The sequence below is a fragment of the Marinobacterium sp. LSUCC0821 genome (genome assembly GCF_012848475.1).
Taxonomy (GTDB): domain Bacteria; phylum Pseudomonadota; class Gammaproteobacteria; order Pseudomonadales; family Balneatricaceae; genus Marinobacterium_E.
In genome coordinates, this window is the sequence record NZ_CP051666.1 from 2,056,853 (window position 1) to 2,071,024 (window position 14,172).

General features: G+C 48.1%; 15 protein-coding genes. 13 read left to right on the forward strand and 2 right to left on the reverse strand.

The features are described from left to right. Positions 1–154 precede the first annotated feature (154 nt). The 6 genes from HH196_RS09985 to HH196_RS10010 are packed head-to-tail and all read left to right on the forward strand — an operon-like array spanning position 155 to position 4,791. On the forward strand, positions 155–904 hold the full coding sequence (locus HH196_RS09985) for an ABC transporter ATP-binding protein (protein WP_169451973.1): 750 nt from the start codon (positions 155–157) through the stop codon (positions 902–904). Beyond that, positions 901–1,833 (forward strand): ABC transporter permease, encoded by a 933-nt coding sequence (locus tag HH196_RS09990; RefSeq protein ID WP_169451974.1) that lies wholly within the window; start codon positions 901–903, stop codon positions 1,831–1,833. The genes HH196_RS09985 and HH196_RS09990 overlap by 4 nt, the downstream gene beginning before the upstream one ends. Then, positions 1,826–2,803 carry an ABC transporter permease gene (locus tag HH196_RS09995; protein WP_169451975.1) on the forward strand — a complete coding sequence of 326 codons (978 nt, stop codon included), beginning with the start codon at positions 1,826–1,828 and terminating at the stop codon, positions 2,801–2,803. Before HH196_RS09990 ends, HH196_RS09995 begins: the two co-directional genes overlap by 8 nt. A gap of 2 nt (positions 2,804–2,805) precedes the next feature. Beyond that, entirely contained in the window at positions 2,806–3,426 is a 621-nt protein-coding gene (locus HH196_RS10000) for a hypothetical protein (protein WP_169451976.1), read from the forward strand. 28 nt (positions 3,427–3,454) lie between these two features. Then, positions 3,455–3,949 carry a cytochrome b gene (locus HH196_RS10005; RefSeq protein WP_169451977.1) on the forward strand — a complete coding sequence of 165 codons (495 nt, stop codon included), beginning with the start codon at positions 3,455–3,457 and terminating at the stop codon, positions 3,947–3,949. Continuing rightward, positions 3,946–4,791: a phosphatase PAP2 family protein gene (locus HH196_RS10010; RefSeq protein WP_169451978.1), complete on the forward strand. Its 846-nt coding sequence runs from the start codon at positions 3,946–3,948 to the stop codon at positions 4,789–4,791. The genes HH196_RS10005 and HH196_RS10010 overlap by 4 nt, the downstream gene beginning before the upstream one ends. 74 nt (positions 4,792–4,865) lie before the next feature. Here HH196_RS10010 and HH196_RS10015 read toward each other — a convergent pair whose 3' ends face one another. Continuing rightward, positions 4,866–6,137 (reverse strand): O-acetylhomoserine aminocarboxypropyltransferase/cysteine synthase family protein, encoded by a 1,272-nt coding sequence (locus HH196_RS10015; RefSeq protein WP_169451979.1) that lies wholly within the window; start codon positions 6,135–6,137, stop codon positions 4,866–4,868. Positions 6,138–6,240: 103 nt separating this feature from the next. Here HH196_RS10015 and radA point away from each other — a divergent pair, with 103 nt between their 5' ends. The 3 genes from radA to HH196_RS10030 are packed head-to-tail and all read left to right on the forward strand — an operon-like array spanning position 6,241 to position 8,496. After that, positions 6,241–7,617: a DNA repair protein RadA gene (gene radA, locus HH196_RS10020; protein WP_169451980.1), complete on the forward strand. Its 1,377-nt coding sequence runs from the start codon at positions 6,241–6,243 to the stop codon at positions 7,615–7,617. A 30-nt stretch (positions 7,618–7,647) separates the two neighbouring features. Then, a complete protein-coding gene (locus HH196_RS10025) occupies positions 7,648–8,148 on the forward strand; it encodes a peptidylprolyl isomerase (RefSeq protein ID WP_248276851.1) in 501 nt (166 codons plus the stop codon). A gap of 9 nt (positions 8,149–8,157) precedes the next feature. Further along, on the forward strand, positions 8,158–8,496 hold the full coding sequence (locus tag HH196_RS10030) for an FKBP-type peptidyl-prolyl cis-trans isomerase (RefSeq protein ID WP_169451981.1): 339 nt from the start codon (positions 8,158–8,160) through the stop codon (positions 8,494–8,496). A 52-nt stretch (positions 8,497–8,548) separates the two neighbouring features. Here HH196_RS10030 and ettA read toward each other — a convergent pair whose 3' ends face one another. Then, positions 8,549–10,207 carry an energy-dependent translational throttle protein EttA gene (ettA, locus tag HH196_RS10035; protein ID WP_169451982.1) on the reverse strand — a complete coding sequence of 553 codons (1,659 nt, stop codon included), beginning with the start codon at positions 10,205–10,207 and terminating at the stop codon, positions 8,549–8,551. Positions 10,208–10,438: 231 nt separating this feature from the next. Between ettA and glyA the strand changes: the two genes are divergently transcribed. The 4 genes from glyA to HH196_RS10055 all read left to right on the forward strand — a co-directional run bounded on the left by glyA (position 10,439) and on the right by HH196_RS10055 (position 14,170). Beyond that, on the forward strand, positions 10,439–11,695 hold the full coding sequence (gene glyA / locus HH196_RS10040; protein ID WP_169451983.1) for a serine hydroxymethyltransferase: 1,257 nt from the start codon (positions 10,439–10,441) through the stop codon (positions 11,693–11,695). A 140-nt stretch (positions 11,696–11,835) separates the two neighbouring features. Further along, the gene (gene nrdR / locus HH196_RS10045) at positions 11,836–12,390 is read left to right on the forward strand and encodes a transcriptional regulator NrdR (RefSeq protein ID WP_169451984.1); all 555 of its coding nucleotides are present in this window, start codon (positions 11,836–11,838) and stop codon (positions 12,388–12,390) included. Positions 12,391–12,392: 2 nt separating this feature from the next. Next, entirely contained in the window at positions 12,393–13,505 is a 1,113-nt protein-coding gene (gene ribD, locus HH196_RS10050; protein WP_169451985.1) for a bifunctional diaminohydroxyphosphoribosylaminopyrimidine deaminase/5-amino-6-(5-phosphoribosylamino)uracil reductase RibD, read from the forward strand. Next, complete coding sequence (locus HH196_RS10055; RefSeq protein WP_169451986.1) at positions 13,505–14,170, forward strand: riboflavin synthase; 666 nt, start codon at positions 13,505–13,507, stop codon at positions 14,168–14,170. The genes ribD and HH196_RS10055 overlap by 1 nt, the downstream gene beginning before the upstream one ends. The last annotated feature ends 2 nt before the right edge of the window (positions 14,171–14,172 follow it).

Consider the following 14,172-nt stretch of genomic DNA (forward strand, 5'->3'; position numbering starts at 1 on the left):
CAATGTCTCTTTTCAGTAGACACAAGATTACAGGGTTTAAAGCGATTATCCCAATGCCCGGCGGGGTTCTTACAAAATTGTAAGAAATTGCACAGATCAGTCTCAAATCTCCTCTTTAAAGTGGCTCCCATAGATATTAAGACGGAGCAGATCAATGACTAAACTAGCTATAGATTTGAAACGCGTGAACCAAGTGTTTGGGGATTATCATGCGTTGAATAATTTGACCCTTCAGATTTCCGAAGGAGAAGTTTTTGGTTTCCTTGGCCACAACGGAGCAGGAAAAACGACAACCATCCATCTTCTCACCACGCTAACCAAACCGGTGAGTGGAAGTGGGCAAATTTTTGGCAATGACCTTTTTCTCGAGCCCGAAAAAGTGCGTCCATCGATTGGATACGTACCTGAAAATGTCCGGCTTTATGAGTCCCTAACGACACGTGAAAATCTCGAGTTCTTCGCTGGGCTGTCGGGGCTGAATGACACAGCCAATCGAGTCGATGAGGCTATGGAGTACCTGTCAATTCAGGATCTGGCGAATAAGCGCGTGGGTAACTTCTCAAAGGGAATGCGTCAGCGCGTCGGACTTGCTCAAGCAATCGTTCACGACCCTAAATTACTTTTCTTAGATGAACCTGCTTCTGGCTTGGACCCACTCGGTATGAAGATGCTGCGTGAGTTGATTGTCCGTCTTAATCAAGAGAAGGGCATGACGATTTTTATGAACACGCACCTAATTAGTGAAATCGCAAAAACCTGTACCTCTATCGGTGTTTTGAGTCGTGGTCAGTTAGTTTTTCATGGTGATGTTGCAGAAGTGAATGAGCGCTTTGGAGATGAGGTTGCAATGGAGCAGCTCTATTTAAGCGTTCAAAATGAACAAAGAGTAGGTGCTGCGGCATGAGTCACTCGGTCTCGTATTTAGTTACTAAGCAATCACTCAGCTCACTGCTGAAACAACCGATTGTCCATATCTTTGCGTTGTTGTTTGTTAGTTTGGTTTTGATGTCAGCCTACTTAGGCTGGTCTGCAACATCGACAGTTAATGCTATCTATCAGGATGCTGTTGTTTATCTCCAGAGTACTGGTGGCGCAATTCCGAGTAATCCTGTGACGCAACAATCTTCACTTGGATTGCTCCGAAATATGACTATCTATATCAGTTTGATCGGGGCGCTAGCTTCAATAGTCGTTGGGTATCAGTTAATCGCAACAGATCGCAAAAGTGGTGTAGTACCCCTCATAGGGACTCGTATTGGTCAGTCACTCTCTTATCTGCTGGGTAAAGTATCTGCGCTAGCCGTTGTTTTGGGCACGATTATTCTGATATCAGCTCTTATAGCAGTTATTACTCTAGCTCTGTTGCCAGCTATACAAGTCAGTTCTTCTCAGTGGCTTAAGTTGGTTGAGTTCTTTGCTTGCGCATACCTATACCTGCTCTTTTTTGGGTTTGTCAGCATAGCTTCTTCGGCAACTTCTAGGGTTGAGTCGGTAGCCTTACTTATTCCTGTAACTCTTTGGCTCACCTTTACTTTCGTTTTTCCGGAATTGACGTCGAGCATTCATTCAACAGCTGCGATCAATCCAATTTCGTCATTAGTCGCTGTACCAGATAGCGCGTTTTTCCACTTTACGAGCTCGTTGCTGGGGCCAATTTCATTGACTGAAAGCTTTAAAACACTCGGCGCTTATTTTCTAGAGTATCAAGTGTCTGGAGAAGCATTTCCTAGGGGCGCTCTACTTTCGCTAGTTGGTTTAACAATAGCTTCTGGATGCATTGCAGCATTTGGGGTGCTCACCCTTAAGCTTGAAAAAGGAGAGTTCGATGTCTAGTCAAACTTTTGCAATTACTAGTAAGGACCTCAAAGAGGCTCGTCGTGATGGATTTTTCACTGTATTGACTAGCTTTATCGGGCTTGCAGCAATTGCCGCTCTTGTAACAGGGGCGATTGCTCTGACCACGGACGTGGCAACTTACAACGCTGCTAAAGAGACCCTGCTGGCGTTAGGAAAATCATTAGATGTGATTGCCTCTCCCGAGTTCTATCCACTCAAACTACTTCGAGGTGCGATTGAGCAGGTAGAGATTGTGGGTGCTGTTCTTGGGATTTTGGTTGGTTTTAGAACAGCGGTTGCTGAACGTGGCCGTCAAACTCTTGCGCTGGTTTTAACTCGCCCCCTCTCAAAAACTCAGTTTTTACTTGGCAAAGTTTTAGCCGGTACGTTGTTGATTGCTATCAGTCTATTTACGGTCTTTGCAGTGTTGACGGGTATGTTAGCGGTGAGCTCTGGCGTTCCACTCACTGGTGATGACCTTGTTCGCATTGGATTTGTGTGGGTACTGGCAACTAGCTATGTAAGTGCTTTTTTCCTTCTATCAATGCTTCTGACTTTCACGCTCAAACACCCATCATCGGCGCTGCTAGCGAGCTTTGTAATCTGGTTGTTGGTTGTTCTGATTGCTCCTCAGATTGGAGACACCTTGGATCCGGACAACCAGGTTGCTGGTGGTGTGTTCAAACAGTTGCATATTCCTAAAGTTGAGCAGGAGCGCATCAAGCAAGGGTTCGCGACTTATGAACTAGTTCGAAATGGGATAGAGGCAGCATCAGTAACTAAACATTTTGAGCGAGCTAGCTTTGCCATACTAGGTATTAAAGATACCTACACCGGCCAGGCGCTCACTCCAATCCTTACTGAGAAGCGCAGCGATATCTTTTGGATCTTCGGTAGCTTCTTTCTCCTATCAATCTTAACGATCTCAAACAAACTTAAATTTGAAAAACTATCAAAGGAATCATAATCATGAAAACTCAAAAGACTATTTTAGCGGCTTCACTTTTAACTATTCTTCTATCACAGGGAGCACAGGCAGCTGTCGTAGACAGCGACCAAGATGGTATACCTGATACTGCTGAAGCACTTATTCAGACAGACCCATTGAACGCTGACACCGATGGAGATGGTATTAAAGATCTTGATGATAAAGAGCCAACGGTCGCGCCTATTTCGGTAGTCACTTCAGGCCCTAAATCACCGATAGAAATTAAAGAGGCATTAGTCGAGGATAACTATGACTATGCAGCAAAACATGATGCACCCGATCACCTTGAACTGTTGCTCAAGAACAGCTCAAGTAAAAACTTAACTGGTCTATCAGTTAGTTATTCGATCACGAGCAATGATTCAGGCAAGCATGAGTCTTACATAGTTCCACTCAAGGGATTTCAACTTGCAGCTGGCGCAGAAGAACGTGTGCACTTAGATGATGCCACGATTGCGGGCCATTTCCGTGCAAATCCAAACTCAATTTACAAAACAGACTCATCAGCAAAAACCTTTAAAGTTATTGTCGATGCAGCTGGGTACCAGAGTGTGACTGCAGAAATTAAGAAGGATAAAGGTGGAGCAGAGCAGGCTGACTAAGCCTGCTTCTTAAAGGGAGTAACCAGATATGAAGGTTAAACACTACTCAACAGGCCTTTCTCTTCTACATTGGCTAGTGGCAATTATGTTCGCGGCAAGTTATGTCATCAGTGATGGCATGCCAAAATATTTTGATCAACATTTGGAAAACATTGATGTCAGTGGACAGTGGGTCGCCAACTTCCACGTCTACGCAGGACTCGCCTTTATTGCGGTAGTAATAATTCGATTGATCGTGAGGCTTATTTCACAAAAACCGGAACCAATAGAGTCATCTGATTCGCTTCTTAACAAAGTAGCGACTGGGACACATCACTTGCTCTATCTGTTGATGTTTCTAGTGCCGGTTGCCGGAGTGATTGGGTGGTATGAAAAGATTACGATCTTTGGAGATATCCACGTATTTTTGATGAATCTAATGTTGGCCCTAGTGGGGCTGCATGTCGGGGCGGCAATATATCATCAAGTAATACTTAAAGATGGGATACTCTCACGTATCTCTCTGTTTAACAGTGAAAAATGAAATTAATGAAAACCTCAATTTCTAAAGATGCCATGAGCCAGTCTTGGTTATTGGATACAGCAATCGTTGGTGTGCTTGGTTTACTGAGCGCACTCATGTTGTTGACGAATATTAACCAGCCTCTTTTTCTGTCGCTGAATAGCCTGTTCTCAATCTTGCCAGACGGATTGTGGGTTTTCCTTACCAATGGGGGAGATGCAGCCGTTGCACTCTCCCTTTTAATTGGATTGTCACGACATAAAAGTAGTAAAACGGTAGTATTTTCGAGTCTGATGACTGCAATCGCCCTGACTATTGTGGTTCAAGGATTAAAGTTTGGCCTAGGAGTAGATCGCCCACCTCAGGTCTTAGAACAAAATGCGTTCCATTTAATTGGTGGGACGATTCATTCAAAATCATTTCCCTCTGGACATACTGCAACCGCTTTCTGTATTGCAGGAATTCTCTCGGCACAATACAGATTCCGCTGGTTAAAGATCTCATTAGTTGTTGTAGCTGCATTGATTGGTCTATCGCGTGTTGCCGTTGGTGTTCATTGGCCAGCAGATGTTGTCGTTGGGGCTTTGATTGGATGGCTGTTGGGGTACTACCTATTTACATTTATTGAGGGCTCAATTGTCGAGAGGCAGAGTTATATCCTAATTGGATTTGTCTTCTCTGTTGTTCTTCTGACATTAATGTTCTTTAGACATTTAGGGAGTGAGCCGGTGTTTGCTGAGTTGCTGCTACATCGAGTTGCCCTAGTAACTATTGCACTTGGAACTGCTATTCAGTTTATTTATTTAGATCTAGAAGCCCTTCCTTGGCTTAATGTACTCGTCCAAAAACTAAAGAGGGAGTGAGTTTTTCATCGAAGGCTATAAACGAAAAAAAACCGAATCAGATGATTCGGTTTTTTTGTCTTTGGCATTTCGAATTAAGCAGCGTCGAGTGCCTGTGAGAGGTCAGCGATTAGATCGTCGATATGCTCAATACCCACTGATAGGCGCACCATCCCCTCGGTTACACCTGCAGATGCAAGCTCTTCAGCATTCAACTGACGGTGTGTCGTTTCAGCTGGAATAGAGGCGAGCGACTTACAGTCACCAATGTTTACCAGGCGAAGGAAAATCTGAAGTGCGTCGTAGAATTTACGAGACGCTTCGCGGCCGCCTTTAAGTTCAAAACTCAAAATGCCTGACGCCTTACCGCCCATATATTTCTGCGCAAGTGCGTGGTCTTGGTGGGATTCGAGACCCGCATATTTAACCCAGCCGACCTTGCTGTGGCCCTCTAGGAACTCGGCAACCTTCTGAGTATTTTCACAGATACGCTCCATGCGCAGTGCTAGCGTCTCTAGACCTTGCAGGATGAGGAATACGTTCATCGGTGAAATTGCAGCACCGGTGTTACGAAGCGGGACTACGCGGCAACGACCAATAAAGGCTGCTGGACCAAAGGCTTCGGTGTAGACCACACCGTGGTATGACACATCCGGAGTATTCAAAAGAGGGAAGCGATCTTTGTGCTCCGCCCAAGGGAATTTACCTGAGTCGACAATCACACCACCAATCGAGTTACCGTGACCGCCGATGTACTTCGTTGCCGCCGTCACAATGATGTCAGCACCCTGCTCAATTGGACGCCACAATGCAGGGCTTGGAACTGTGTTATCACAGATCAATGGAATGCCGTGCTTGTGTGCAACTTCTGCAAGTGCTGCGATATCGGCAATACGGCCCGATGGGTTACCAACAGATTCACAGTAAAGTGCTTTAGTTCGTGCATCGATCTTAGATTCGATTGCAGCGATATCGTTACTCGCAACAAAACGTACTTCGATACCCTGACGCGGCAGTGTGTGAGCGAATAGGTTGTAAGTACCACCGTATAGGTCACTCGCAGAGATGATGTTGTCGCCCACCTCAGCAATTGTTTGAATCGCGTAAGTGATAGCCGCCATACCAGAAGCGACGGCAAGACCAGCAATACCACCCTCGAGTGCTGCAACGCGCTGCTCAAGCACATCGGTTGTTGGGTTCATGATACGGGTATAGATGTTACCAACCACCTTCAGATCGAATAGATCCGCGCCATGTTGTGCGCTATCAAAGGCGTATGAAGTGGTCTGGTAGATAGGTACCGCAACTGATTTTGTCGTTGGATCTGGTGAGTAGCCAGCATGAACGGCCATAGTTTCTAATTTCATTGGTGCCCCTTCTCTTCTTATTAAGTTGATGATCATGCAAAATGGATGCAATACATTTACGCGGAATTGCATCTTTCCGCAAGCTACATAGGGTTATAACGATATGGCAAAGGCTAAACAAGCCTACGTTTGTAATGATTGCGGTGCCGATTACACCAAGTGGCAAGGGCAGTGTAGTGCCTGTAAAGCGTGGAACACGATTACGGAAATTCGCTTAGGCGCAGCGCCTGCTGGTGGTGCCCAAGCGGCTCTTCGTAGGCAGGGTTATTCAGGCTCCGCTGGCCAATCTAAAGTGGTCAGCCTATCGGAAGTCGAACTCGAAGCGATGCCGCGTATCGATACCGGTATCGGTGAACTTGATCGTGTTTTGGGCGGAGGCTTAGTGCCGGGCTCTGCGATCTTAATCGGTGGTCATCCGGGTGCTGGTAAAAGTACGCTGCTTCTGCAAACGATGGCGCAGTTAGTCGCTACCATGCCGGCTCTTTATGTCACCGGCGAGGAGTCTCTACAGCAGGTTGCCATGCGTGCTAAACGTTTGGGACTGAATGTCGGTGACCTGAAAATGCTTTCAGAGACCTCTGTTGAGACTATCTGTGACGTGGCAGATACCTTAAAGCCCAAAGTGTTGGTGATTGATTCTATTCAGGTAATGCACGTAGCTGATGTTCAATCTGCACCGGGTTCTGTTTCACAGGTTCGTGAAAGTGCAGCCTATCTGACCCGCTATGCAAAGCAGACGGGCACCGTAATCTTTTTGGTTGGCCATGTGACCAAAGATGGTTCACTTGCTGGTCCGAAAGTACTGGAGCATATGATCGACTGCTCACTGCAGTTAGAGGGCGATTCTGATAGCCGTTTCCGTACGCTTCGCAGTCATAAAAACCGCTTTGGCGCAGTTAATGAGCTCGGTGTCTTCGCGATGCTTGAGACCGGCCTCAAAGAGGTGAAAAACCCAAGTTCAATCTTCCTAAATAGGGATGATCACGCACGACCTGGCAGTATTGTTGTGGTCGTATGGGAAGGGACACGGCCGATGCTTGTTGAGTTGCAGGCATTGGTGGATACTTCGCACCACTCTAATCCGCGCCGCGTTGCTGTGGGTATGGACCATAACCGTCTTGCGATGTTACTGGCCGTTCTGAACCGTCATGGTGGGTTGATGACCGGTGATCAAGATGTCTTTATCAACGTTGTCGGTGGTATTCGAGTGGTAGAGACCAGTGCCGATTTGGCGCTACTGCTATCTGTTGTATCAAGCTTCCGTGACAAAGCGTTGCCGAACGATTTGATCGTCTTTGGTGAGGTGGGCTTGTCTGGTGAAATACGCCCAGTGCCAAATGGCCAGGAGCGTATTCGTGAAGCAGCTAAACACGGTTTTACTCGCGCTATCGTGCCCAAAGGTAATAAGCCAAAGGATAGCGTGCAGGGGATGAAAATAATCACAGTCGATCGCTTATCCGAGGCGTTGGACGCAATTTAACGATTTTTGATTCAAGAATGAGGAATCTACGTGTCACAAATTACTAACAACAGTGTCGTTCAGTTCTTCTACACACTTAAAGATGCTGACGGCTCACAAATTGAGACCAACTACGATGCCGATCCAATCGCGTACCTGCATGGTCACGATGGCATGATCAAAGCGATCGAATCTGAACTTGAAGGCAAAAGTGCGGGCGATAAGCTTAGTTTGACTCTTACTCCAGACCAGGCATACGGGGAGCGCAAAGAGGGGCAGGAAGCACGTGTACCTCTCAAGCATCTGCAAGGTCTGCCTAAGGGTGTTCGCGCTTGGAAAGCGGGTATGGTTGCAGCGGTTAACACTGACCACGGTATGCGCCAGGTCACAGTCGTGAAGCCGGGTCTTAAAATGGTTGTTGTTGACACAAACCACCCACTAGCGGGTAAAACCCTAACTTACGACATTGAAGTGGCAAGTGTTCGTGAAGCAACGGCAGAAGAGATCTCTCACGGCCACGCTCACGGTGTCGGCGGACATCACCACCACTAAGCCAAAGCTATGACCGAGTTAGTGATCGAAGATCTAGTTATAGGTGATGGGACCGAAGTGAAAAAGGGCGGTGCGCTGATTACTGCGCACTACCGCGGCTCCCTTGAAAATGGCGCAGAGTTTGACTCCTCATACTCTCGCGGCGAACCGTTTCAGACTGTCCTTAGCCGAAACAAGGTGATTGCTGCTTGGGTTGAAGGGCTTAAAGGTATGCGCGTTGGTGGTAAACGAAAGCTCTGGGTACCTGCAGAGATGGGTTATGGCGAGCGTGGCTTCGCCAATCTGATTCCGCCCAATGCCAACCTTATCTTTGAGATAGAGCTGCTCGACGTCTTGAATCGCGAGTAGCCAGCAAACAATAAAAAACCCAGCATCTGCTGGGTTTTTTGTATCTGTGAGCTTAGCTCATGCGGCGATACTTGATGCGCTCTGGCTGGTGATCTTTGCCGAAGCGTTTCTTGTAGTCTTCCGCGTACTCGGTGTAGTTACCTTCAAAGAAGGTTACTTGAGAATCACCTTCGTAGGCGATCATGTGAGTACAGATTCGGTCTAGGAACCAACGGTCGTGGGAGATAACTACCGCAGATCCTGGGAAGGCAAGAATTGCCTCTTCGAGTGCACGTAGTGTCTCGATGTCGAGGTCGTTGGTCGGTTCGTCGAGAAGAAGAACGTTACCGCCCTCTTTTAGCAGTTTAGCCATGTGTAGACGGTTGCGTTCACCCCCTGACAGGTCTTTAACAAACTTCTGCTGATCTGATCCTTTGAAGTTGAAGCGACCACAGTATGCACGAGAAGGTGTGGTGTAGTTGCCGACAGTGATCATGTCTGAACCGTCAGAGATCTCTTGGAATACGGTCTTCTTGCCGTCTAGCTCTCGTGATTGGTTGACGTATGCAAGCTGCACAGTTGAACCAAGCTCTACGCTACCAGAATCTGGTTGCTCTTCACCTGCGATCATACGGAATAGGGTCGATTTACCCGCGCCGTTAGGACCGATGATGCCGACAATAGCACCCGGTGGAATTGAGAAGTTTAGGTTTTCGAACAGTAGCTTGTCGCCGTAGCTCTTAGTCACATTGTTAAGCTCGATCACTTTGTCACCTAGGCGTGGGCCAGGTGGAATGTAAATCTCTTGAGTTTCGTTGCGAGCCTGGAACTCTTTAGAGTTCATCTCTTCGAACTGTTTCAGACGTGCTTTCGACTTAGACTGACGACCTTTAGCACCCTGGCGAACCCACTCAAGCTCCGCTTTAATTGCTTTCTGGTGAGCCGCTTCTTGCTTAGCTTCCTGCTCTAGGCGCGCATCTTTCTGCTCAAGCCAAGAGCTGTAGTTGCCCTCCCATGGAATACCATGGCCGCGGTCAAGTTCCAAAATCCAGCCAGCTGCGTTATCTAGGAAGTAACGGTCGTGGGTAATCGCTACCACGGTACCTGGGTACTCCTGAAGGAAACGCTCGATCCATGCGATAGATTCCGCATCCAAGTGGTTGGTAGGCTCGTCTAGAAGTAGCATGTCTGGGTGGTCTAGGAGTAGACGACATAGTGCTACACGGCGACGCTCACCACCCGATAGGTGTTTAACTTCTGCATCCCAAGGTGGCAAACGCATCGCATCAGCAGCACGCTCAAGCGCAGTATCTAGGTTGTGGCCATCTTTTGCAGTGATAAGGTTTTCAAGCTCTGCTTGACGCTTCGCAAGGGCATCGAAGTCAGCATCCTCTTCAGCGTATGCAGCGTAGACTTGATCAAGTTCAGTAAGCGCGTTCTTAACGTCTGCAACTGCCTCTTCAATTACTTCACGAACCGTCTTGGTATCGTCTAGTTCTGGCTCCTGTGGTAGGTAGCCAACATTGATGCCTGGCATCGGACGCGCTTCACCAATGTAGTCCTGATCAACGCCTGCCATGATACGTAGCAGTGTTGATTTACCTGCACCGTTAAGACCAAGAACACCGATCTTAGCCCCAGGGAAGAATGAGAGAGATATATCTTTAAGAATCTCGCGTTTAGGTGGCACTACTTTGCCAACGCGATGCATCGAATAAACGTACTGAGCCATCAGGTTTACCTAGTTTTAAATTGATGCGCGAATTCTACCTTGCTGGCGCGATTATGGCCATTTTTACGCGGCTTAAGATGAGAAGTTCTATAGATAAGATGGAGTGCAATTCATGTGCTTTTTAAGCTCAAAATGTCATATAATTCCGCCCATCTTATTTTTGAGTAGATCTCTTGGGTGAAAATAGAGCCCTCGAGACGTTTTACTCGCAAATCTAAACAGGGGACCTTCATGTTTACTAAGGATATGAACATTGCTAGCTACGACGCAGAACTTTGGTCTGCGATGCAAGCTGAAGAGAAGCGCCAGGAAGAGCACATTGAGCTTATCGCTTCTGAGAACTACACCTCGCCACGCGTAATGCAGGCTCAGGGTTCAGTTCTAACTAACAAGTACGCTGAAGGTTACCCAGCAAAACGCTACTACGGTGGTTGTGAATACGTTGATATCGCTGAAGATCTAGCGATCAATCGCGCTAAAGAGCTATTCGGTGCAACTTACGCAAACGTACAGCCACACTCAGGTTCACAGGCTAACGCTGCTGTTTACATGGCACTTTGTCAGCCAGGTGATACGGTTCTTGGTATGAGCTTAGCGCACGGTGGTCACCTAACTCACGGTGCAGCTGTATCTTTCTCTGGTCGTATCTACAACGCAGTTCAGTACGGCTTGAACCCAGAAACAGGTGAGATCGATTACGCTGAAGTTGAGCGTCTAGCGGTTGAGCACAAACCAAAAATGATCGTTGCAGGTTTCTCTGCCTACTCACGTATCGTTGATTGGGCTAAGTTCCGTGAAATCGCTGACAAAGTGGGTGCTTACCTGTTTGTCGATATGGCTCACATTGCAGGCCTAGTTGCTGCTGGTGTTTACCCAAGCCCACTAGCTTTCGCAGACGTTGTAACGACAACAACTCACAAAACCCTTGGTGGGCCACGTGGCGGTCTGATTCTTTCATCTAACGCAGACGAAGAGCTTCAGAAGAAACTTAACTTTGCAGTATTCCCAGAATCTCAGGGTGGTCCATTGATGCACGTTATCGCTGCTAAAGCGGTATGTTTCAAAGAGGCGATGGAGCCAGAGTGGAAGGCGTATCAGGCACAGGTTGTTAAGAATGCTCAGGCGATGGCTAAAGTGTTCCTAGATCGCGGTTTTGATGTGGTTTCTGGCGGTACTGATGACCACCTATTCCTACTTAGCCTTATCGGCAAAGAGTACAGCGGTAAGGATGCGGATGCTGCACTAGGTCGCGCTAACATCACTGTTAACAAAAACTCTGTACCAAATGACCCACGCTCACCATTTGTGACTTCGGGTCTTCGTATCGGTACTCCAGCGGTAACTCGCCGTGGCTTCAAAGAAGCTGAAGTGGCTGAGCTAACAAACTGGATCTGTGATGTTCTTGATAACATCAACGATGAAGCAGTCATTGCACGTGTTAAAGGTCAGGTACAGACTATCTGTGCTAAGTACCCTGTATACGCATAAGTGATACTGTTTAGGTGCGTTGAGTCTTTAGGCTCTAGCACCTAGAATACGAAGGCTCGCAACTGCGAGCCTTTTTGCGCTCTTTAACCTACAACTGATTTAGTAACTTTAAATCAGTTTCGACGAACGACGAGGTCTCTATGCATTGCCCCTACTGTGGCGCATCGGATACTAAGGTAAACGATTCTCGGCTTGTGGCTGAAGGCCAGCAGGTGCGTCGTCGTCGTGAATGTGTCAGTTGTCACGAGCGTTTCACCACCTTCGAAGCGGCAGAACTATTGATGCCGCGTCTGATCAAAAATGATGGAATGCGCCAGCCCTTCGATGAAGAGAAGCTGCGCTCGGGTGTTTTGCGTGCCCTTGAAAAGCGTCCGGTCAGCATGGAAGAGATTGAAGCCTGTGTGAATCGCGTTAAGCAGCGTCTGCGAGCGCCTGGCGAGCGTGAACTGCCATCTAAAATGGTAGGCGAAGCGGTAATGGCAGAGCTGCGTGCTCTGGATCAGGTGGCCTATGTCCGCTTTGCATCGGTCTACCGCGACTTCCAAGATATTAATGAATTTAAACTCGAGATTGAGCGTCTTTCTGTGCCTGAAGAGCTCGATCATGCAACTACCTCCAAGCCGGTGCGCCAGCGTCGCAGCAAAAGCGATGCGCAGGATGTGCCTGAGAGCCCAGATCTATTCGGTGACGCCTAGTCATGTCGAACTTCACCGTCCAAGACCGCCAATTCATGGCGCGTGCCATTGAACTTGCTGCACGCGGAACCTACACCACGGATCCTAATCCACGTGTTGGGTGTGTATTGGTGCGTGATGGTGAGGTGATCGGTGAAGGGTATCATCAGCGTGCTGGTGAAGGGCACGCTGAAGTGAATGCTTTGCGTGCTGTTGGTGGTGTTGCCACTGGAGCTACGGCTTATGTCACGCTTGAACCTTGCAGCCACTATGGGCGCACGCCCCCCTGTGCTGAAGGGTTAATCAAGTCCGGTGTAGTTCGTGTTATCGCTGCGATGGTCGATCCTAATCCAGAGGTGGCAGGTCGAGGTTTAGCAATGCTAAACGCTGCTGGAATTGAGACATCAAGTGGGCTCTTAGAGTCGCAAGCTCGTGACTTAAATCGAGGTTTTTTGTCTCGTATGGAACGTCAGCGTCCCTATGTTCGACTTAAACTTGCTATTTCAGCTGATGGACGAACTGCGATGGCCTCTGGTGAGTCGCAGTGGATTACAGGGGCACAAGCGCGTGCTGATGTGCAGCGCCTTCGTGCTCGCAGTAGTGCAATCCTGACAGGTATAGGTTCTATCCTTTCGGATGACTCCTCATTGACGGTGCGTAGCGATGAGTTAAGTGAATACGTGAAGCCAAGTGTTGGCGAGCGCCAACCGCTGCGCGTAGTGCTGGATTCCAAAGGCCGAATCCCTGCGAACGCAAAGATATTGAATCAGCCGGGTCGAACACTGGTTGTCACCGGTCCTGATGTTTCGCTGCCAGAAAGCGTCGAGCAGTGTCAGATGCCTCTAGTTGATGGCCAGTTAGATTTGAGCGCTGTTATTAAGCACCTTGCTCTCAATGAGGGGTGTAACGAACTCTTGGTTGAGTGCGGCGCTGAGCTTGCTGGCGCAATGATTAGCAACAAACTAGTCGATGAGATGGTGGTCTATATGGCACCCAAACTGATGGGCAATTTGGCGCGCCCGTTGGCCGTTCTACCCTTTGATCTTATGAGTGAAACGGTTGAGCTTGAGCTTAAAGATCTTCGCCAGCTTGGCCAGGATATACGTTTCACCTGGACCTATAAGGAGTCACGCTGATGTTTACTGGAATTATTGAGGCGGTAGGTGAGGTTGCATCAGCTCAGGACGTTGGTGGGGATCTGCGATTAACGCTCGCTGTGGGCTCGCTTGATATGAGTGATGTCCAACTGGGCGACAGTATTGCGACCAACGGTGTCTGTTTAACCGTTGTTGATATGGATAGTGCCCATTTTACTGCCGATGTATCCCAGGAGAGCTTGGCGCACACCCGCTTAGCTCAGCTCCAAGTAGGTGAGGCGGTTAATTTAGAGAAAGCCTTGCTGCCAACTACGCGTTTGGGTGGCCATTTGGTATCAGGTCACGTGGATGGCTTAGGTGTGGTTAAGTCGATCGCTAAAGATGCTCGCTCGGTGCGAATTTCAATCGAAGCACCACAATCTCTCGCTCGGTATATCGCGCACAAGGGATCGGTTACAATAGATGGCGTTAGCTTAACTGTGAATGCCGTTGAGAACGCTGTGTTCTCTCTGAACATCGTGCCACACACAGCGGAAAGTACGATTATTCGTAACTACAAAGCGGGTGATGAAGTGCATATCGAAGTCGATATGATTGCGCGTTACCTGGAACGTTTACTCAGTGCACCTGCGTCGACTGCAGACTCGGGTGAGGGCGTTACACTCGAGCTGCTCGCCTCTGCAGGCTACCTGCGCGGGCGTTAATA